This window comes from Pseudomonas sp. RC3H12, assembly GCF_018596375.1.
In the GTDB taxonomy this organism is placed as follows: Bacteria; Pseudomonadota; Gammaproteobacteria; order Pseudomonadales; family Pseudomonadaceae; genus Aquipseudomonas.
This window is the reverse complement of record NZ_CP075595.1, coordinates 4,536,070-4,554,567: the sequence shown is the minus strand read 5'-3', so window position 1 is coordinate 4,554,567 and position 18,498 is coordinate 4,536,070. Positions and strand designations below refer to the sequence as shown.

The 18,498-nt window shown below is 63.0% G+C and carries 19 protein-coding genes and 2 tRNA genes; 4 read left to right on the top strand and 17 right to left on the bottom strand.

What is annotated here, in order from left to right:
• Nucleotides 1-26: 26 nt before the first annotated feature.
• The 6 genes from nirK to KHO27_RS20765 all read right to left on the bottom strand — a co-directional run bounded on the left by nirK (nucleotide 27) and on the right by KHO27_RS20765 (nucleotide 2,975).
• Complete coding sequence (nirK, locus tag KHO27_RS20790; protein WP_110697266.1) at nucleotides 27-1,172, bottom strand: copper-containing nitrite reductase; 1,146 nt, start codon at nucleotides 1,170-1,172, stop codon at nucleotides 27-29.
• 155 nt (nucleotides 1,173-1,327) lie between these two features.
• A tRNA-Thr gene (locus tag KHO27_RS20785) sits at nucleotides 1,328-1,403 on the bottom strand.
• Nucleotides 1,404-1,501: 98 nt separating this feature from the next.
• Entirely contained in the window at nucleotides 1,502-1,753 is a 252-nt protein-coding gene (locus tag KHO27_RS20780; RefSeq protein ID WP_371918090.1) for a hypothetical protein, read from the bottom strand.
• A 22-nt stretch (nucleotides 1,754-1,775) separates the two neighbouring features.
• Nucleotides 1,776-2,162 carry an Aq_678 family protein gene (locus tag KHO27_RS20775; RefSeq protein WP_214500712.1) on the bottom strand — a complete coding sequence of 129 codons (387 nt, stop codon included), beginning with the start codon at nucleotides 2,160-2,162 and terminating at the stop codon, nucleotides 1,776-1,778.
• Nucleotides 2,163-2,180: 18 nt separating this feature from the next.
• A complete protein-coding gene (locus KHO27_RS20770; RefSeq protein WP_023629980.1) occupies nucleotides 2,181-2,387 on the bottom strand; it encodes a helix-turn-helix domain-containing protein in 207 nt (68 codons plus the stop codon).
• 9 nt (nucleotides 2,388-2,396) lie between these two features.
• Entirely contained in the window at nucleotides 2,397-2,975 is a 579-nt protein-coding gene (locus KHO27_RS20765; protein ID WP_214500711.1) for a hypothetical protein, read from the bottom strand.
• A 457-nt stretch (nucleotides 2,976-3,432) separates the two neighbouring features.
• Between KHO27_RS20765 and KHO27_RS20760 the strand changes: the two genes are divergently transcribed.
• Both KHO27_RS20760 and mdtI read left to right on the top strand, forming a co-directional pair.
• Entirely contained in the window at nucleotides 3,433-3,792 is a 360-nt protein-coding gene (locus KHO27_RS20760) for an SMR family transporter (protein WP_214500710.1), read from the top strand.
• Nucleotides 3,786-4,103: a multidrug/spermidine efflux SMR transporter subunit MdtI gene (gene mdtI / locus KHO27_RS20755; protein WP_023629978.1), complete on the top strand. Its 318-nt coding sequence runs from the start codon at nucleotides 3,786-3,788 to the stop codon at nucleotides 4,101-4,103. The genes KHO27_RS20760 and mdtI overlap by 7 nt, the downstream gene beginning before the upstream one ends.
• Before the next feature lie 225 nt (nucleotides 4,104-4,328).
• Here mdtI and KHO27_RS20750 read toward each other — a convergent pair whose 3' ends face one another.
• The 5 genes from KHO27_RS20750 to KHO27_RS20730 are packed head-to-tail and all read right to left on the bottom strand — an operon-like array spanning nucleotide 4,329 to nucleotide 8,600.
• Nucleotides 4,329-5,552, bottom strand: a complete 1,224-nt coding sequence (locus tag KHO27_RS20750) for a methyltransferase (protein WP_214500709.1) — start codon at nucleotides 5,550-5,552, stop codon at nucleotides 4,329-4,331.
• Between the two features lie 59 nt (nucleotides 5,553-5,611).
• Nucleotides 5,612-6,301: an ABC transporter permease gene (locus KHO27_RS20745; RefSeq protein WP_110697277.1), complete on the bottom strand. Its 690-nt coding sequence runs from the start codon at nucleotides 6,299-6,301 to the stop codon at nucleotides 5,612-5,614.
• Complete coding sequence (locus KHO27_RS20740; protein WP_110697279.1) at nucleotides 6,302-6,994, bottom strand: ABC transporter permease; 693 nt, start codon at nucleotides 6,992-6,994, stop codon at nucleotides 6,302-6,304.
• Between the two features lie 57 nt (nucleotides 6,995-7,051).
• Entirely contained in the window at nucleotides 7,052-7,813 is a 762-nt protein-coding gene (locus KHO27_RS20735; RefSeq protein WP_094010997.1) for an ABC transporter substrate-binding protein, read from the bottom strand.
• Between the two features lie 13 nt (nucleotides 7,814-7,826).
• Entirely contained in the window at nucleotides 7,827-8,600 is a 774-nt protein-coding gene (locus KHO27_RS20730; protein WP_046853793.1) for an ABC transporter ATP-binding protein, read from the bottom strand.
• Nucleotides 8,601-9,206: 606 nt separating this feature from the next.
• Between KHO27_RS20730 and gabP the strand changes: the two genes are divergently transcribed.
• Nucleotides 9,207-10,592: a GABA permease gene (gene gabP, locus KHO27_RS20725; RefSeq protein ID WP_110697283.1), complete on the top strand. Its 1,386-nt coding sequence runs from the start codon at nucleotides 9,207-9,209 to the stop codon at nucleotides 10,590-10,592.
• Nucleotides 10,593-10,678: 86 nt separating this feature from the next.
• Here the strand turns inward: gabP and KHO27_RS20720 are convergent, their stop codons facing one another.
• The 6 genes from KHO27_RS20720 to KHO27_RS20695 form a co-directional block, all read right to left on the bottom strand.
• Nucleotides 10,679-11,122: a hypothetical protein gene (locus KHO27_RS20720; RefSeq protein ID WP_110697285.1), complete on the bottom strand. Its 444-nt coding sequence runs from the start codon at nucleotides 11,120-11,122 to the stop codon at nucleotides 10,679-10,681.
• Between the two features lie 89 nt (nucleotides 11,123-11,211).
• On the bottom strand, nucleotides 11,212-12,222 hold the full coding sequence (gene ppk2, locus KHO27_RS20715) for a polyphosphate kinase 2 (protein WP_250888388.1): 1,011 nt from the start codon (nucleotides 12,220-12,222) through the stop codon (nucleotides 11,212-11,214).
• Between the two features lie 185 nt (nucleotides 12,223-12,407).
• Nucleotides 12,408-12,483 (bottom strand) — tRNA-Phe (locus KHO27_RS20710).
• 90 nt (nucleotides 12,484-12,573) lie between these two features.
• Nucleotides 12,574-12,846, bottom strand: a complete 273-nt coding sequence (locus tag KHO27_RS20705) for an oxidative damage protection protein (RefSeq protein ID WP_011536185.1) — start codon at nucleotides 12,844-12,846, stop codon at nucleotides 12,574-12,576.
• The gene (gene mutY / locus KHO27_RS20700; RefSeq protein WP_214500708.1) at nucleotides 12,843-13,910 is read right to left on the bottom strand and encodes an A/G-specific adenine glycosylase; all 1,068 of its coding nucleotides are present in this window, start codon (nucleotides 13,908-13,910) and stop codon (nucleotides 12,843-12,845) included. The genes KHO27_RS20705 and mutY overlap by 4 nt, the downstream gene beginning before the upstream one ends.
• Entirely contained in the window at nucleotides 13,907-16,156 is a 2,250-nt protein-coding gene (locus KHO27_RS20695; protein ID WP_214500707.1) for an AsmA family protein, read from the bottom strand. Before KHO27_RS20695 ends, mutY begins: the two co-directional genes overlap by 4 nt.
• Nucleotides 16,157-16,605: 449 nt before the next feature.
• Between KHO27_RS20695 and KHO27_RS20690 the strand changes: the two genes are divergently transcribed.
• Complete coding sequence (locus KHO27_RS20690) at nucleotides 16,606-18,264, top strand: OFA family MFS transporter (protein ID WP_046853801.1); 1,659 nt, start codon at nucleotides 16,606-16,608, stop codon at nucleotides 18,262-18,264.
• Nucleotides 18,265-18,498: the final 234 nt, after the last annotated feature.

The following is an 18,498-nucleotide window of genomic DNA, read 5'->3' as shown; positions in this document are numbered from 1 at the left end:
AAGGGGTTTGATCCGGATCAATACCGCTAGCGGATCGGCCCGGGCGCCTGCACCTGCTTCATCAAGTCGTCATTCCACTGCCCCTCCACCTGCACATGCGCGGCGGCGCCGAGCATTACCGCCTCGATCAGGTTGTGGTTGAGGTAGGTGTACAGGCCGGGCTGGCGGAAGGTGTACAACGCCGCCCCCGCCGCGCCGCCGGGGATGAACCAGGTCTCCAGGTTGCGCTGCGGCGGGTTGGCGAACTTGCCCGAGGCCCAGACGTAGTCGCCGTGGCCGCCGATCAGGTGCGGGCGAGTATCACGGTTGGCCTGGGAGTGGACGATCAGCACGGTCTCGCCCACTTTGGCGGTGAGCGCCTGCTTGCCGGTCAGGGCGCCGACGCTGCCGTTGAACACCACATGGCTGGGCACCAGCCCCTTCATCAGCTGGCTCATGTCACCGAAGCTGGCCATGGGGTTGGCGTAGCGCTTGTACTTGCCGTCCTTGTCGCGGGGGATGTAGTAGTCCTGCTCGCCGATATACCAGACCTTGTCGTACTGCAACGGGCGGCCTTCGGGGTCTTTCAGGCCGTCACGGGGCAGCACCATGATCGCGCCGTTCATGCCGCACACCACATGCCAGGGAATCATCGCCCCGCCCGGCGCGCAGTGATACACGAACACCCCGGCACGGTCAGCCTTGAAGCGCAGCACCACCTGCTCGCCCGGCTTCACATGGGTCAGCTCACCGCCGCCGAGGGCGCCGGTGGAGGCGTGGAAGTCGATGTTGTGCATCATGCTGTTGCTGGCCGGGTTGACCAGCGTCAGCTCCACGTAGTCGCCTTCGTGCACCACCATCAGCGGGCCGGGCACCGAGCCGTTGAAGGTCATGGCGTGGATATAGGCACCGGCGCTGTCGACGGCCAGTTCCTTCTCCTCGATGACCATGCGGAACTCGACAATGCGCGGCTTGCCGGGAGCGCGCTGGCTGTGGGGGTGCACCTGTGGCGGTGCCACCAGTTCGACGCTCACCCGCTCCAGTTTCGCCAGGTCAGGCACCGGGCCGGCGGCGGGTGAAGCGGTAGCGGCCTGGGCCAGGCCACTGCCAAGCGGCGAGGCACCGACGCCCAGCAACACAGTGCCGGCCAGCATGCCACGCCGGGTCAGGGACACGCCTTCTTGCTCGTTCATGGGACTTCTCCTTAAGTCGACGAAAGTCGTCGGGCACAGGAATAGCCGCTTTGAAAGTAGGGTTTATTGAGCGAAAACAAGAAGTGGAGAGGGTGGACAATGTGTCGCAGGAGCGGAAACGAAAAAGCCCCGACATTCGTCGAGGCTTTTGAGGATGGTGCCGGCACCAGGAATCGAACCCGGGACCTACTGATTACAAGTCAGTTGCTCTACCATCTGAGCTATACCGGCACAGGGGCGTCATTATAGCGATGGATTCGGCGCTGTAAACCACTTCGTTGCATCCAGCGCACAAAACCCTAAGTCACCGAACTGAAAGGAGAATTTTCCTACCAGCCGCGGTGGATGGAGTTGACGCTTGGCTCGGGCTGGCCGGGGTTGAAGAACAGCTTGCCGTTGTCGCAGCCGCGCTTGCGGCAGCTGCCGTCGGCGTTGTGCAGGGGCAGGCCGCGGTCACCGCCCAACTGCATGCCGGGCATGTTCCAGTTCAACGGGGCCGGCTTGCTGCTTGGCAGGCTGTTGGCGCAGCCGGTCATGGCCAGGGCGAGGGTCAGCAGGGCGAAAGGCTTGGTGTGTTTCACGATGTTCGAGTCCGTTCCGGGATCATTCTTTGTTCAGGATGCGCTGGATGGTGCCGCCGCAGGCCATGTAGCAGGAGTCGTAATCATTGCCGCAACTGTAGCTGCTCCCTGTGTTGAAGGGGTAGCTCGGGTAGTGGCAACTGTGACGCGCTTCCTTCTTGCTCTTGCCGTTCTGGCAGTACTGGTAGGCCCTCATCTCGGCCTGGTACAGCGCACGTTCGCTGTTGTCCTGCAGGCGGGCCATCTGCTGGCAGTGGTTGCGCTCCGTCGAACAGCTGTTGATGCAGTTCATGCCATGCGCGCTGGGCGGTGGCGAGTATCTATAGGTGTAGCTCGGGCCACAGCCGGTCAGGGCCAAGGCCAGGCAGGCCAGCACGAGGGCGGCCAGGCCATTGTGGAAAAGTGCCATGGGTGTTGCAGTCCTTGATCATTCGTCACTGAACTCCAGCAAATCGCCGGGCTGGCAGTTCAGGGCGCGACACAGCTTCTCCAGGGTCTCGATCTTGAAACCCTTGATCTTGCCGTTCTTCAGCAGCGACAGGTTCGCTTCCGTGATACCGATGATTTCCGCCAGGTCCTTGGAACGCATCTTGTTCCGGGCCATGACGACGTCGAGGCGGATGATTATCGGCATAGGAAGCAGTCAGACATAACAGTTGTGTTCATCGCTGATGGTCTTGGCGTCACGCATGAGCAGCGAGAAGGCACACAGCAGGATGCCTTTCATGATCTCGTAGACAGCCTGCGATGATACACCGATCGAGAAGCTGAAGCTCCTTTCGCCGGCCGGCAGGTCGATGGCCAGGGCCAGGCCCTGCAAGGTGTAGGTCACCGGCCACAGCAACGGGGTGAAGATGCACAGCAGGCCGACCCACCACAGCAATTTGATATTGGCCGAGCTCCAGGTCTGCCCACGCGAGAGGCGGTGGAAGAACAGGCCGGTCAGGCCGAGGGCCACAACGGAAATCAGCGTGGGAATCATGTCCACCGCCAGTACCAGGCCGATGGCCAGGGGGGATGCCTGGTAGCCGGGCTCGAGCAGCAGCGGCATCTGGTCGCCGTAGGCTTGCAGGTAGCCGTTGAATATCTCTGGGAAGTCGAAGATGAAGAGCAAGGGCGTGATAGTCAGCTCGACGACCGCGGTTGTCCAGGCCAGGTAGGCGGCGAATGCGCCGATGGTGCGTAGGCGCGAACGCGCATAGGCCACGGATCTACTGTTCATGGGGTGCCTCCGTACAGTGATGAACGGAGCGGATTATTCTTGAATAATTATTGTAAAACAATAATTAATTTTGAGTTTTTCTCAATGGCGACGGTTTGTCGCAGGATTGGCTTTGCTGGCTATTGCGGGGCAAGCTGGCTCCTGTATGGACAGTGTGGGGATTATAATTTACGAAGCTTTCAGCAAGCTTTACGGGGGATTCTCTTGAGAAGTCCATTTTCCCCGAGAAATTATTAGTCTTAACCTATCATTTTGACTAAATCGATCAGCTAAGCTAATCTTGTGTTCATTATGTTGAACAGTAAAGCTTTTAAGCTCCTCTCTTCCTCCCGCCTGGTCTCCCGTGAACGTCACTGGACCGGCGACCTCTAGCGCCACCCTCCCTCTACAGCCGTAAACGTCTCTGTCTGGCGCCGATGCCTGTGTGCTCGGCCGCTGTCGCCCATGGGAGGGCACCATGCGTTCCTGGATCTACCTGATTGTCGCCATCACCTTCGAGGTGATCGGCACGGCGTCGATGAAACTCGCCGCCACTCATTTCCCCTTGATGGGACATGCCGTCATGTACGTCATGATCTGTCTGTCGTATTTCTTCCTGGCCCTGGCGGTCAAGCGCGTGCCGGTGGGTGTGGCCTACGCGCTGTGGGAAGGTTTCGGCATCGTGCTGATCACCTTGATCAGTGTGCTCTGGCTCGGTGAAAGCCTGGGCTGGACCAAGGCCCTGGGCCTGGCGGTGATGATCGCCGGCATCCTGCTGGTCAAGGCCGGTACCCGCACCAAGCCCGTCGAGCGTGAAGGGGAGGCCGTGCCATGTTGATTCCATTTGCCTGGCTGGGCCTGGCCATCGTGCTGGAGGTATTGGCCAACCTGCTGCTCAAGTACTCCGACGGTTTCCGCCGCAAGGGCCTGGGCCTGGCCTCGATCCTCTGCGTGCTGGCGGCGTTCACCGCGCTGGCGCAGGCGGTGAAGGACATCGACCTGTCGCTGGCCTACGCCATCTGGGGCGGCTTTGGCATCCTTGCCACCGTGGCCATGGGCTGGGCCTTGTTCGGTCAGCGTCTGGCCGGGCGTGGTTGGTTGGGTCTTGCATTGCTGCTGGTAGGCATGGGCTTGCTCAAACTGGCTTGACAACTGCCCCGCCAAAGCGCTTGGCAAAATTGCTTATGCACAAGTGGCATTGACCGCTTGCGCGAAAGGCATGCCGACAGGCGCTACCACCGGTCTTTGCGCAAAGGCCTGTTTTTACTGGCTTTGAGGCCCATGACGGAATAAGCAAAGCAGCGCAAATAGCCCAAGGATCCAAGATTTCGTGAGTTTCATCACAAGCTTGTACACAGAGTTATCCACAGGCTGTCAACCGCGCTGCGGCGTTGCGTCGCGCTCACCCAGCAGCAACAGGTTGCGCGGGGTCAGCGGGTAATCGCAGAACACGCCTAGCCGTACCGAATAACCTTGCTCCTGCAGGAACAGGGCGCGATCGAGCACCAGCCACATCTCCAGTGGGCGGCGGAACAGGTTGCGTACCTGTTCGAGGTTGCGTACCTGGGCCAGGCGTTGCTGGCCAGCTGCCTCCAGGGCAACCCAGTCGGGTTGGTCGTTGATCGTCAGTTGCTTGAGTTCGGCCAGGTCGCGACAGTAGTGCTCGAAAGGCTTTGCCAGCCAGCTGACCGGCAGCGAAGGGGTGGGCAGGTATTCGTCCACGTCCCGTTGCTGGCGCTGCAGCAGGTCGAACCCGAGGCGGCGGGCCATGGACTGGTCGCGCTGGCGCCGAGTGCGCTGGCTGGAGGTGACCGCTTCGCTCAGTGGCAGGCCCAGGTCTTCCTGGGTCAATGCCAGAGCCGAGGCCTGGGCGGCACCGGAGAGCGGCTGATAGCGCTTGCCCTGGATGCGGTTGTAGCAGCAGGGCGCGACGGCGATCTGTCGGCACCCTTGCTGGCTTGCCAGTTGCAGCAGCCGCACATGCAAGTCGCCGCAAGCGTGCAGGGCGACCGCGCTCTTGTCGCCATCCAGATGCCGGGCGCTGTCCATGGCCATGACGTCCTGGTGGACATGGGTGGCAGCCAGGTGGTGATGCTCGCTCAGGGCCTTGCCGGCACTGACCAGCTCGGCATCGTACTCCAGGCAGGTCAGATGCTGGCCGGGTTGCAGCAGGCGCCTGCCCAGGTGGCCTTTGCCGGAGCACCAGTCGAGCCAGTGCCGCGCAGGCTGGCTGAATGCCAGGCGGCGGCTGAAGGCTTCGATCTGCTGCCACTTGCGGCCAGGGACGTTGACGTCGAGACGGTGGCCGGCGGGGTGCAGGCCGGCATCGGGCAGCTCGCCGACGGTGGACAGGGCCAACGCTTGGGCCGCCAGTTGCGGAAATGGGGCTGGGGCTGCAGGTTGCTCGGGTGCTTCAGCTTGCTCAAGGGTACGTTGGCGCAGCCAGCGGGACAGCTCGGTGTGCTTGTCTTCCCAGCCCAGGCGCAAGTGGTTGAACGGGCGCGGGCGCCACAGCTGTTGGTGCTGGAGCAGGAAGTGGTCGAGGGCCTGGAAGCGCTCGAACAGGTGCTGGTCGTGGAGGTAAGGCGTGGTCGGCATGCAGGTACCGCAGCACTATCGATGGGGGCCGCCATGCGGCCCCGATGTTGTTTACAGCCTCAACGCCCTTGGCAGGCATCCACGCGCAGCCAGCGCTCCAGCACTTTGAAACCCTGAACCAGCACAAACGAGATCAACAGGTAGAACACTCCGGCGGCAAAGAAGATCTCCACCGGCAGGTAGGTGCGGGCAATGATGGTCCGTGCCATGCCAGTCAATTCCAGCAAGGTGACGGTACTGGCCAGCGCACTGGCCTTGAGCATCAGGATCACTTCGTTGCTGTAGGCCGGCAGGCCGATGCGCGCGGCGCGCGGCAGCATGATGTAGAGCAGCGTCTTGCCCCGTGACATACCCAGCGCCCGTGCGGCTTCGATCTCGCCCTTGGGGATCGCCTGCAGGGCGCCGCGCAGTATCTCGGCAATATAGGCGGCGGTGTGCAGGGTCATGGTCAGCACCGTGCACCAGAACGGATCGCGCAGGTACGGCCACAGCGAGCTGTTGCGCACCACGTCGAACTGGGCCAGGCCGTAGTACACCAGGAACAGCTGCACCAGCAGCGGCGTGCCGCGGAAGAAGAAGATGTAACCGAAGGGCAGGGCGCGCACATACCAGTGACGCGACGAGCGCGCCACGCCCAACGGTATGGCCAGGATCAGGCCGGCGATGACGGCGATGGCCACCAGCTCCAGGGTCAGGGTGGCACCCTGGGCCAGGCGTGGCAGCCACTTGATGATGACTTCCCAGTTCATTTATTCGGCCCTCATGAAGCCGCGAGCGGCGCGCTTTTCCAGGAAGTGCATGCCGGTCATGGCAATCACGGTCAGGCCCAGGTAGATGCAGGCGGCCACGGCGTAGAAGGTGAACGGCTCCTTGGTGACGGTCACGCCGATCTGCGCGTGGCGCATGATCTCTTCCAGGCCGATCACCGACACCAGCGCAGTGTCCTTCATCAGGATCATGAACAGGTTGCCCAGGCCCGGCAGGGCGATGCGCCACATCTGCGGCAGGATGATCCGCGACAGGATGCGACCCTTGGAGAGGCCCAGGGCCAGGCCCGCTTCACGATGCCCCTTGGGGATGGCCAGGATCGCGCCGCGGAACACTTCCGTGGCGTAGGCGCCGAAGCACAGGCCGAGGGCGACCACGCCAGCGGTGAAGGCGCTGAGCTCCAGGCCAGGCATGTTCAGCAGTTCGCCAAGGCTGTTCATCAGCCCGACGGTGCCGAAGTAGATGAGCAGCACCCAGAGCAGTTCGGGAACGCCGCGCACCAGTGTGGAATAAGTGCCGCCAAGCCATTGCAAGGGCTTGACCGGCGAGGTCTTGGCCAGGGCGCCGAGCAGGCCCAGGACCAGCCCCAGCAGCAAGGCGCAGAGCGCCAGTTTTACGGTCATCAGGGTGCCGGCCATCATGGCCGGGCCGAATCCGTGCAGGTCGATATTCATGGGTAAGTTTGTTCAAGGGACAGGCACCGCCAGGGCGGCGATGCCTGTCGGGGCGAATCAATAGATGCTGAACGGGAAGTACTTGTCGTTGATCTTCTTGTAGGTGCCGTCGGCGACGATTTCCTTCAGCGCGGCATTGAGCTTGTTGCGCAGCTCGTTGTCGCCTTTGCGTACTGCGATGCCGACCTTGTCGCTTTCGTTCACCGGGTCGCCTTTGAACTCGTAGTTCTTGCCGGCTTCGGATTTCAGCCAGTCGTAGTTGGCGTACTTGTCGGCGAGGATGGCGTCGACGCGGCCGGAGGTTAGGTCCAGGTAGGCGTTTTCCTGGCCGTCATACAGATTGACCTTGAATTTGCCGTCCATACCGCCGTGATCGTCCAGCCAGGTAGCGGCCTGGGTGGCGCGCTGGGTGCCAATGGTCTTGCCTTCGAGCGATTTGTCGTCAGTCTTGAAGTCGACGTTCTTCGGCGCGATGAACTGCTGCTTGTTGGAGTAGTACGGGTCGGTGAAGTCCACGGCCTGCTTGCGCTCGTCAGTGATCGACAGCGAGGAGACGATGAAGTCGAACTTCTTGGCGTTCAGGGCGGGGATGATGCCGTCCCAGTCGGAGGTGACCACTTCGCATTCGACCTTCATCTTGGCGCACAGGGCGTCGCCGATGTCTTTGTCGAAGCCGACGACCTGGCCGCTGGCATCTTTGTTGTTGAACGGCGGGTAGGCCGCCTCGATGCCCATTTTCAGTTTCTCGGCTGCCATGGCATTGGCCGAGAATACCAAGGTGGCGGCAGCGGCCAGGAGGACTTTTTTATAGGTCTGCATTCGTGTTGCTCCGTTAGCGGTGGCTGGACATGAATTGCTTGCAACGCGCCGAGGTCGGGTTCTCGAAGACCTGCTGCGGCGATCCTTGCTCTTCGACCAGGCCCTGGTGCAGGAAGACCACTTCACTGGACACCTGGCGGGCAAAGTTCATCTCGTGTGTCACCAGCAGCATGGTACGGCCTTCTTCGGCCAGGGCGCGGATGACGTTAAGCACTTCCTGGACCATTTCCGGATCGAGCGCCGAGGTTGGCTCGTCGAACAGGATGACCTTGGGTTTCATGGCCAGGGTACGGGCGATGGCGGCACGTTGTTGCTGGCCACCGGAAAGCTGGGCGGGGTAGCTGTGGCGCTTGTCGAAGATGCCGACCTTGTTCAGCAGCGCCTCGGCATGCTCGATGGCCTCGGCCTTGCTCTGGCCAAGTACGCGGCGCGGCGCCTCGATGATGTTGTCGAGGATCGACATGTGCGGCCACAGGTTGAAATTCTGGAAGACAAAGCCGATCTCGCTGCGCAGGCGGTTGATCTGGCGGTTGTCGGCGGCGATCAGGTCGCCGTTTTTCTGCGCCTTGAGCTTGAGGGCTTCGCCGGCGACCAGGATCTCGCCCTGGTGCGGGTTCTCCAGCAGGTTGATGCAGCGCAGCAGGGTGGACTTGCCAGAGCCGGACGAGCCGAGGATGGAGATCACGTCACCGTCGCGCGCGGTCAGCGAAATGCCCTTGAGAATTTCCTGCTCGCCATAGCGTTTGTGCAGGTTGCGGATTTCCAGCGCGGGCGTGGCCTGAGCCATTTGCGGTCCTCATGTGTTCGGGTGCGTTCCCAGCTGTTGGCGGCCTTCCTGGCGAGCGCCACGCTAGCATAGCGGCGCAACGGCGGCCAACCGGGTCGCGGGGTGCTCGGGTCGCTGGTGGGACAGTTTGTCGCATCGCTGCAGTGGACTGTCGCCAGGATGTCCGCAATAGCGTTTTGCCCAGCACCGGAGCCTTGATGAAAAAAGGCGCGATGGTGCCAGCTTTGGCCCGGTCTGGGAAGCCGTTTTTAGCCGGGTGGCACTGTGTCGCGGACTTGACGGGGGCAAGGTTGCGCCTGTTGGTTGCGCTTTCTGATGCGCAGAATTCGTGCGCAGGTGTTACCGAGGAGCACCTGTGGTGCATTTGTAAGTGGGTATTTCCGTAATCCAGACTTGGCATGGGGATTTGGCGACCTTTCGGTCAAAGCTTGGCACAATGCCCTGCAAGCCGCGCCGTTATTGGAGGCAGAAACATTTCAGACGAAAGTCATTCTCACCTGGCCCGCTTATTGCCATCTGCAAACCACTGAATGCGGCGACGCCTATCCACTCCCCGGCGCGCTGGCCAGTCATTCGTGTAGTCCACCTCCTTACAAAGGTAGTTTTATGAGCGGTAACAATTCCAATGACCTCGCTCAGGGGCTCAAGCAACGGCATGTGACCATGCTGTCCATCGCCGGCGTGATCGGCGCAGGGCTGTTCGTCGGCTCCGGCCACGCCATCGCCGCCGCCGGCCCCGCCGTGCTGCTGGCCTACGCCGCGGCCGGTACCCTGGTCGTTTTGGTGATGCGCATGCTCGGCGAAATGGCTGTCGCCTCGCCTGACACCGGTTCCTTCTCCACCTACGCCGACCGCGCCATCGGGCGCTGGGCAGGTTTCACCATCGGCTGGCTGTACTGGTGGTTCTGGGTGCTGGTGATTCCACTGGAGGCCAACGCCGCCGCCGCCATCCTGCATGCCTGGTTCCCCTCGGTGGACCTGTGGGCGTTCTCGTTGATCATTACCCTGGCGCTGACCATCACCAACCTGTTCAGCGTGAAGAACTACGGTGAGTTCGAGTTCTGGTTCGCCCTGCTCAAGGTGCTGGCGATCATCGGCTTCATCGTCGTCGGCTGCGCGGCCATGTTCGGCATGGTGCCGAGCAGCCAGATCAGCGGCGTCAGCCACCTGTTCGACACCCAGGGCTTCATGCCCAATGGCCTGGGCGCCGTGCTGGCCGCCATGCTGACCACCATGTTCTCGTTCATGGGGACCGAGATCGTCACCATCGCCGCCGCTGAATCGAAGGATCCGGGCAAGCAGATCAGCCGCGCCACCAACTCGGTGATCTGGCGTATCTGCCTGTTCTACCTGGTGTCGATCTTCCTGGTCGTGGCCATGGTGCCCTGGAACGATCCGACCCTGGCCGAGAAAGGCTCCTACCAGACTGTCCTCAGCCTGATCGGTGTGCCGAACGCCAAGCTGATCGTCGACATCGTCGTGCTGATCGCCGTGACCAGTTGCCTGAACTCGGCGCTGTACACCTCCTCGCGCATGCTCTTCTCCCTGAGCAAGCGTGGCGACGCCCCGGCCATTGCCCAGCGCACCACCAAGGCCGGCACCCCGCACTGGGCCGTGCTGCTGTCCACCGCCGCGGCGTTCCTGTGCGTGTTCGCCAACTTCCTGGCCCCGGCCGAGGTGTTCGAGTTCCTGCTGGCCAGCTCCGGCGCCATCGCCCTGCTGGTGTACCTGGTGATCGCTGTTTCGCAACTGCGCATGCGTGCCCAGCGTGAAGCCAAGGGCGAGAAGATCTCGTTCAAGATGTGGATGTTCCCGGGCCTGACCTGGGCGACCATCGCCTTCATTATCGCCGTGCTGGCGGTGATGGCGCTGCGCGAAGATCACCGTGCCGAGATCATCGCCACGGCAATCCTGAGCATTGGTGTGGTGGCAGCTGGTCTGCTGGTGCACCGCAAGCGTGGCGCTGCTGCGCGTGTGGCGCTGGATAGCTGATCCACAAATGAAATGAAAAGGCCGCGTCCTGTGAAGGACGCGGCCTTTTTTGTCTGCACGGGTTGTGGAAGCGGGTGCGTTTCGACTCAGCCGAACTGCTTCTGCTGTTGCTGCTGCTTGGCCACCGCTTCCGAAGCGGCGACATAGGCGTCCTGGAACTCGTCGCTCTCCAGCCACGCCATGGTCGCGTCCTCGTCAATGCCGTCGAGCCATGCGCGGTAGGCGGTGAACACCATGACGATGTAGTCGGTGGCGTGCTCTTCCTTGTGGCCCTTGAGCACCAACGCCAGCAGCGGGTCGACCAGGAACACCGAGATCATCGGCACCAGGCCGTTTTCCTGGGCTTCCTTCATCTTTTCGAACAGGCTGTTGTAGCTGCCCGATTCCATGGCCTTGTTGAACACCTGCTCGACACTGGCGCTGTCGCCGGCGCTGGCCTTGACCGCCTGGCCGCTGCGCACCATGCGATTCTGCTTGGCCTTGGTGGCGGCGCGCTTGGCGCGTTTCTGTTGCTTGGTGTTGGTGGCCATGGGTGGATCCTTGGGCTGACTGGTAAAGGCGCGTATTGAAGCGTAGTTGCGCGAGAAACCCAAGAGGCCGCCCAGCGGCCCCAAAGTGTTCAGCTCACCAGCGCCTCCGGCTCATCTTCCTCGAACCCCCGCGACGCCCGCCCGACAAGCAGCGGATCCGGCGCATGCGCCACGCTGTGGTCCTTGCCTGGATAATCCAGCGAGTGCAGGAAGTGACGAATGCAGTTGATCCGCGCGCGTTTCTTGTCGTCCGACTTGATCACCGTCCATGGCGCATCGGCCGTGTCGGTATGGAAGAACATCGCTTCCTTGGCAGCGGTGTAGTCCTCCCACTTGTCCAGCGACTTGATGTCGATGGGTGAGAGTTTCCAGTGCTTGAGCGGGTCATCGCGGCGGGAGATGAAGCGGCGCAGCTGTTCCTCGCGGTTCACCGAGAACCAGAACTTGAACAGCAGGATGCCACTGTTGCACAGCATGCGTTCGAGGTCAGGTGCCTGGCGCATGAACTCCAGGTATTGCAGGGGCGAGCAGAAGTCCATCACCTTCTCGACCCCGGCGCGGTTGTACCAGGAGCGATCGAAGAACACCATTTCACCGGCGGTGGGCAGGTGCTGCACATAACGCTGGAAGTACCACTGGCCCTTTTCCTGCTCGGAAGGCTTCTCCAGTGCCACGATCCGCGCACCACGCGGGTTCAGGTGTTCCATGAAGCGTTTGATGGTGCCGCCCTTGCCCGCAGCATCACGGCCCTCGAACAGCACGACGATGCGCTGGCCGGTTTCCTTCACCCAGTTCTGCACTTTCAGCAGCTCGATCTGCAGATCGTGCTTGGCCTTCTCGTAGTCCTGGCGGCGCATGCGCGTGCGGTAGGGGTAGCTGGCCGGCAGGCGTGCCGAGGTGCTGTCCTCGCTGCTGCCCTTGCGCGCGTTGGCCACTTCCAGGGCTGCTGGCTGCTGGCTGACCTGGGTGATGACCTCTGGCGCGGCGGCGCTGGCGGCCGGCTTGCGCTGGCGCGGACGGCGGGTGCGAGGGGTGGGCTTGGCGCTGCTGCCGGCCTCGGCAGGCGATGGCAGGAGGAGGGTGGCGGATTCTTCGCTCATGGAGGTCCTTGCGGGGTCGTTCGAATGTCCACCTTCCATCCTATGAGCGCATGGCAAGTGGCTTTTTGATATCGATCAACCGGGCATGAAGGAGCTAGAAGAAAAATCGCAGGCAACAAAAAACCCGCACTAGGCGGGTTTCTTGTGTCGCTTCGGGTAACTTTGCAACCACCAGAAGCTGAAGGTGGTGCCCAGAGACGGAGTCGAACCGCCGACACGAGGATTTTCAATCCTCTGCTCTACCGACTGAGCTATCTGGGCGACGGGGTGAATTAAATAGATTTTCTCAGAGGCCGTCAACGACTTTTTCAAAAAAATTTAAATTAATTCCGTCGCTTACGTTTTCTGGGGTCAATTCGAGGGTGGAACGTAGCCTTCGGCCTGGGCGTAATCCTCGCCGGCGAAGAACTTGTCCATCTCGGCCTGGATGAACTTGCGGTCCTCGGCATTCATCATGTTCAGGCGCTTCTCGTTGATCAGCATGGTCTGGTGGTCCTGCCACTCCTTCCAGGCCTTCTGCGAGATGTGCTCGAAGATGTCCTGGCCCTTGGCGCCCGGGTAGGGTGGGCGGTCGAGGCCTGGGAGCTCTTCGTTGTACTTGCGGCACTTCACGGTGCGGGTCATCGCTTCTCTCCTGCAATCAGTTCGTCGGCCGCGCGTTGCAGCAGCTTCTTGACCGGGGCGGCGAGGCCCAGGCGCGGCGGGGTGGCGAGGTTATACCAGAGCCAGTCGGGCTCGGCCACGTGCGCGCCGGCGGGGTCGACACGCACCAGCCATGGCTCGATGGCCAGCTGGAAATGGCTGAAGGTATGGGTCAGGCCTGCCAGGGCCTGGCTGCCGGCCAGGCGCAGGCCGTGCTGGTAGGCGAGGTCTTCGAGCTGCTCGAGGCTGTCCAGCTCCGGCAGGCTCCACAGGCCGCCCCACAGGCCGGTGGAGGGCCGGCGGTAGAGCAGGATCGCGCCTTCGTGGTTGGTCAGCAGCGGCATCAGGGTCTTGCGCTGGGGCAAGGCCTTGCGCGGCTTTGGCTCGGGGTAGCGGGTCTCCTCGCCGTGCAGGTGCGCTTCGCAACCGCGCTGCAACGGGCAGATCAGGCAGCTGGGCTTGCTACGCGTGCACAACGTCGCGCCCATGTCCATCATCGCCTGGGTGTAGTGGTTGGCCCGGGCCATCGGCGTGAAGCGCTCGGCGCTGGCCCACAGCTGGTTGGCCACCTTCGGCTCGCCCGGGTAGCCGGCCTGGGCGGTGAAGCGGGCCAGTACGCGCTTGACGTTGCCGTCGAGGATCGGCGCGCGGATCCCCATGCTGATACTGGCGATGGCCCCGGCAGTGGAGCGGCCGATACCGGGCAGCTCGGTGAGCTGCTCGACGCTGCGCGGGAACTCGCCGCCATGCCGTTCGACGACGATCTTCGCGGCTTTCTGCAGGTTACGGGCACGGGTGTAGTAGCCCAGGCCCGTCCACAGGTGCAGCACCTCGTCCTCCGGCGCCTCGGCCAGCGCCTGCACGGTGGGCAGCGCCTGCATGAAGCGGTCGAAGTAGTTGAGCACGGTGCTGACCTGGGTCTGCTGCAGCATGATTTCCGACACCCACACCCGATACGGGGTGATGTCCTGTTGCCAGGGCAGGTCATGGCGACCGTGCTGGTCGTACCAGTCCAGCACGGCGCTGGAGAACTGCTGGGGTGTCATCGCTTGAACAGCCCCTTCAATGCATCTTTGAGTTCAGGGCTCACCTTGTCTCCGAGTTTCTCTTCGAGCTTTTCATCGATCTTGTCTTTCAGGCGATTGCCGGCCAGCTTCGCGGCCACCTTGCCCAGGCCGTCCTGGTCCAGGCGGCACGCCTTGGCACCCAGCTCCAGCGGGCCGCGGCAGCGCAGTGGCACTTCGACGCCGACATAGCGCTCGTTGACCTGGCAGGCCGGGTCGGGCATGGCGCGCTGGTCGCCTTCGACGACCACGCCGACGTTGTAGTCCATGCCCAGCACGCGCAGGTCGAGGTCGCCGTGGCCGTTGACGGTCAGGCCTGGGATACGCACCTTGAGGTCCGGGTTGCTGGCCACGCCGTTACGCATTACCAGGCTGCCGCGCAGCTCCTGGAACGGCGTGTCCTTGCCACGGGGTTCGCCGCTGAGCTGCTTGCGGTTGAGGGTGGCGATGGCCTGGCACAGTTGCTGTTCCAGGTTGGCGTTGACCAGCACGCCGTCGTTGATGGTGAAGCTGGCATTGCCATTGAGCGTATCGACCAGCGCCTTCTGGCTGTTGCCGGTGGCGGTGAGGTCGCTGTTCAGGGTCAGCAGGCCCTTGACCGGCGGCGCCTGCTCCGGGGATTCACGCTTGATGAAGTGTTCCACTGGCACGCGGTTGATCTTGGTGTTGACGCCGATCTGCGGCACGGCAGGGCGTACATCCACGGTGCCCTTGGCCTCGAAGGTGCCGTTGTACAGGGCACCGCGCAGGGTCTGCAGGGTGACCAGGCCGCCTTGGCCGCTGGCGGTCAGCTGCGCGTCGCTGATCGGCAGCTTGTCCAGCGTCAGGGCGCCGAACGACAGGTCGGCCTGCAGATCGAGGGCGCGCAGGCGGTCGACCGGCAGCAGCTTGTCACTGCTCCAGGCAACTTGCGTCGGTGCTTCGGGTAGCGGCGTGGAGCCGGCGCCGGCGACGGCAGTGGCTTCCTGCTGCTTGACCTCGGCCTGGCGCGCTGCGGTGGCACCCTTGGCTTCCTCGCTCTTGGCCGGCAGGTAGCGGTCGGCGTCGAACTTGTCGCCCTTGAGGCGCACGCGCAGGGCCTGCTTGGCGAAGTCTTCCACGGCGACCCGGCCGGTGAAGGTGCTGTCGTCCAGCTTCACCGCCAGGTCTTCGAGGGCGATGCTGTTCGGCGTGCCTTGCAGGCGGGTGACCAGTTCCAGCTTCTTGAACGCTGCCGCGTCGGCGGTGGCGGGCAGCGGGTGGCCGATACCGTCGAGGAAGGTGCGCAGGTCGAACTGGGCGATGGACAGGCCGCCGCTGACCTGCGGCGCCTTGTCGAGGTCGCGCACGTTCAGCTCGCCCAGGGCGCGCAACTGGTTGGCCGAGACCTTCAGGCCGCTCCAGGAGGCGACATTGGCCGCCAGGTCGACCAGCACCTGGCCTTGGGCGGCGAAGGTCATGGTCTTGCTGGCCAGTGGCTCGCCCGAGGTTTCGCCAGACAGGCGCATGTCCTCGAGGTTGTAGCGCTTGAGACGGCGATCGAAGCGCAGTTCGCCGGTCAACTCGGTACGCGCCTTCAGGTTCGGTTGGCTGGCGCTGAGGAAGGCGCTGGCCTTGAGCGGGATGTTCACGCCTTCGTGCACGGGGCCGGTGCTCAACTGAATGCTTTCGGCGCCGTAGGTTTGGCCGGCTTTCTCGTCGGTGTACAGCACCCGGGCGTTGTTGACGGTCAGGCTGTCGATGTCGAGCTTGACCGAGCGCTCGTTGCCTTGCGGTTTTTCCGCTTCGGCGGCTGCTGCTTCGCCTGGCGTGGCGGTCGGGGCATTGGCCACGGCCGGGTTGGGCAATGGCTTGCCGATGTCTTCCCAGTTGCCATGGCCGTTGGCATCGCGGGTCAGCGTCAGGTTGAGGCCTTCGACCCGCACGTCGCTCATCTGCACTTCACGGCGCAGCAGCGGCAGTACGCGTACCGACAGGCCGAGCATCTGCAGGTCGGCGAAAGGCACCTTGGGGTTGTTCAGCGTGGCGATGCTGGCCTCGTGCAGCTCCAGGCCCAGCCATGGGAACAGGCTCCAGCCGATATCGCCATTGAGGGTGAGCTCCACGTGGGCCTTGTCGCGGGCCAGCTGGCGGATTTCTTCTTTGTAGTCGTTGGGATCGAAGAGGTGGGTCAGGGCGAAGCCCAGCGCCACGATGATCAGCAACAACCCGAGAAGCCCCAGCCCCAGGATTTTGCCGAACGCTTTCATGGGCGAGTCCTTGTAGTCCGATTATGAATTTCAGCGGCGAGTATAGCGCCGTGGGTATAGGCACTGCTTATCCGACATTTCGACAATGGGATTGACGGCAGTTCATTTGTTGCCTGCTCTGGCCTCATCGCGGGGCAAGTCGCATCGGCGCACCGCCGCTCCCACGCAGATAGCACGCCTGCCTCGGCAATGCGTGGGAGCGGGCTTGCCCCGCGATAAGGCCAGAACAGGCGACACAACCTCACCTGAATACGCGAAATACCGATTCAGCTGACGAAAAAAACACGATATCAGATTGCTTTCATGTCACCCGCTGCTGGTAATCTTGCGCCCGCCCGTGCAGCCCCGCGACCCATTGTCGCGGGTGATGCCTGAAGCGGTCGGGCTGCCTTGCGTGCAGCCATACAGAGCCGTCCACGCGCACAGCCCACCTACAAAAGGATCAATCCATGAACAGCAGTATCACGGCGGGGGCGGCGGCAAGCACGCCGGGCTTCCTGTCGAAGGAGCGCATCATCGCCCGCCCGGGCTTCAACCGCTGGCTGGTGCCGCCGGCGGCCCTGGCCATTCACTTGTGCATCGGCATGGCCTATGGCTTCTCGGTGTTCTGGCTGCCGCTGTCCCAGGCTCTGGGTGTCAGCGCTCCGGTGGCCTGCGCCGCCGACATGGGCTTCGTCGCCCGCCTGTTCAGCGCCGAGTGCGACTGGCCGATCTCCATGCTCAGCTGGATCTACACCCTGTTCTTCGTGTTTCTCGGCTGCTCTGCCGCGGTGCTCGGCGGCTGGCTGGAGCACGCCGGCCCGCGCAAGGCCGGCCTGGTCTCGGCATTGTGCTGGTGCGGTGGCCTGCTGATCTCGGCGATTGGTGTGAAAACCCACCAGCTGTGGTTGATGTGGCTGGGTTCGGGGGTGATCGGGGGGATCGGCCTGGGCCTGGGCTACATTTCGCCGGTCTCGACCCTGATCAAGTGGTTCCCGGACAAGCGTGGCATGGCCACCGGCATGGCGATCATGGGCTTCGGTGGAGGTGCCATGGTGGGCGCTCCTCTGGCCACCGCGCTCATGGGCCACTTCGGCAGCGCGACCGAGGTGGGCGTATGGCAGAGTTTTGTCGCCATGGCCGCTATCTACTTCGTGTTCATGACCGCGGGTGCCCTGGCCTACCGCGTGCCGCCGACCGGCTGGAAGCCCGAAGGCTGGACTCCGCCGGCGAAGAAAGCCAACGCCATGGTTACCGACCGTCACGTGCATGTGAGCGTGGCCTGGAAAACCCCGCAGTTCGCCCTGGTGTGGCTGGTGCTGTGCCTGAACGTCTCGGCCGGTATCGGCATTCTCGGCATGGCTTCGCCACTGCTGCAGGAAGTGTTCGCCGGCAAGTTGCTGGGCAACGAGCTGACCTTCAGTGAGCTGAATGCCGCGCAGCTGGCGCAGATTGCCGCGATCGCCGCCGGTTTCACCGGTCTGCTGAGCCTGTTCAACATCGGCGGGCGCTTCTTCTGGGCGTCGTTCTCCGACTACATCGGCCGCAAGAACACCTACTTCGCCTTCTTCGCCCTGGGCGTGGGCCTCTACAGCCTAGTGCCGAACATGGGCCACATCGGCAACGTGGCGCTGTTCGTGGCGGCGTTCTGCATCATCCTGTCGATGTACGGCGGCGGCTTCGCCACCGTGCCGGCGTACCTGGCCGACCTGTTCGGCACGCAGATGGTCGGTGCCATCCATGGTCGCCTGCTGACTGCGTGGGCGGCGGCCGGCGTGCTCGGCCCGGTGCTGATCACCTACCTGCGCGAGGCGCAGCTGGCGGCGGGCGTGGAGCGGGCCGCGGCCTACGACATGACCCTGTACATCCTGGCCGGCCTGCTGGTGCTGGGGTTCATCTGCAACATGCTGGTGCGCCCGGTGGCGGACAAGTACTTCATGACCGACGCCGAACTGGCGGCCGAGCGCGCGCTGAGCCATGACAAGGGCGCCGATTCCGCGCGTTCGCTGGAGTGGCACGCGGCGCCGGGCAGCCTGCCACTGGTGCTGGTGGCCTGGGCGGTGGTGGTGATTCCGCTGGCCTGGGGGGTGTGGATTACCCTGCAGAAGACGGCCGTTCTGTTCCATTGATATAGCTGTACTGGCCTCATCGCCGGCAAGCCGGCTCCCGCAGCTATTGCACTGCCGCGAACTCTGTGGGGGCCGGCTTGTCGTGGCGAAAGGGCTGCAAAGCAGCCCCAACTACACGCTTGTATAGACCTGTAAGCCTGTTATCCCCCCGTAATTGCTTGCCCTGCCATATGTCATCCGCGTTTCAAGCCGGCGCGTTCTGGGCCTATAATGGAGCCCTTTTCGCCCAATGAT

What these genes read in the sequence shown, in the direction of transcription:
- KHO27_RS20770 (WP_023629980.1), bottom strand. Translation starts at nt 2,387, where the DNA reads ATGCCGATAATCATCCGCCTCGACGTCGTCATGGCCCGGAACAAGATG.
- mutY (WP_214500708.1), bottom strand. Translation starts at nt 13,910, where the DNA reads ATGACACCCCAGCAGTTCTCCAGCGCCGTGCTGGACTGGTACGACCAG.
- ppk2 (WP_250888388.1), bottom strand. Translation starts at nt 12,222, where the DNA reads ATGAGCGAAGAATCCGCCACCCTCCTCCTGCCATCGCCTGCCGAGGCC.
- KHO27_RS20735 (WP_094010997.1), bottom strand. Translation starts at nt 7,813, where the DNA reads ATGCAGACCTATAAAAAAGTCCTCCTGGCCGCTGCCGCCACCTTGGTA.
- KHO27_RS20745 (WP_110697277.1), bottom strand. Translation starts at nt 6,301, where the DNA reads ATGAACTGGGAAGTCATCATCAAGTGGCTGCCACGCCTGGCCCAGGGT.
- KHO27_RS20765 (WP_214500711.1), bottom strand. Translation starts at nt 2,975, where the DNA reads ATGAACAGTAGATCCGTGGCCTATGCGCGTTCGCGCCTACGCACCATC.
- KHO27_RS20695 (WP_214500707.1), bottom strand. Translation starts at nt 16,156, where the DNA reads ATGAAAGCGTTCGGCAAAATCCTGGGGCTGGGGCTTCTCGGGTTGTTG.
- KHO27_RS20775 (WP_214500712.1), bottom strand. Translation starts at nt 2,162, where the DNA reads ATGGCACTTTTCCACAATGGCCTGGCCGCCCTCGTGCTGGCCTGCCTG.
- KHO27_RS20760 (WP_214500710.1), top strand. Translation starts at nt 3,433, where the DNA reads ATGCGTTCCTGGATCTACCTGATTGTCGCCATCACCTTCGAGGTGATC.
- mdtI (WP_023629978.1), top strand. Translation starts at nt 3,786, where the DNA reads ATGTTGATTCCATTTGCCTGGCTGGGCCTGGCCATCGTGCTGGAGGTA.
- KHO27_RS20740 (WP_110697279.1), bottom strand. Translation starts at nt 6,994, where the DNA reads ATGAATATCGACCTGCACGGATTCGGCCCGGCCATGATGGCCGGCACC.
- KHO27_RS20730 (WP_046853793.1), bottom strand. Translation starts at nt 8,600, where the DNA reads ATGGCTCAGGCCACGCCCGCGCTGGAAATCCGCAACCTGCACAAACGC.
- gabP (WP_110697283.1), top strand. Translation starts at nt 9,207, where the DNA reads ATGAGCGGTAACAATTCCAATGACCTCGCTCAGGGGCTCAAGCAACGG.
- KHO27_RS20690 (WP_046853801.1), top strand. Translation starts at nt 16,606, where the DNA reads ATGAACAGCAGTATCACGGCGGGGGCGGCGGCAAGCACGCCGGGCTTC.
- KHO27_RS20750 (WP_214500709.1), bottom strand. Translation starts at nt 5,552, where the DNA reads ATGCCGACCACGCCTTACCTCCACGACCAGCACCTGTTCGAGCGCTTC.
- nirK (WP_110697266.1), bottom strand. Translation starts at nt 1,172, where the DNA reads ATGAACGAGCAAGAAGGCGTGTCCCTGACCCGGCGTGGCATGCTGGCC.
- KHO27_RS20705 (WP_011536185.1), bottom strand. Translation starts at nt 12,846, where the DNA reads ATGACCCGCACCGTGAAGTGCCGCAAGTACAACGAAGAGCTCCCAGGC.
- KHO27_RS20720 (WP_110697285.1), bottom strand. Translation starts at nt 11,122, where the DNA reads ATGGCCACCAACACCAAGCAACAGAAACGCGCCAAGCGCGCCGCCACC.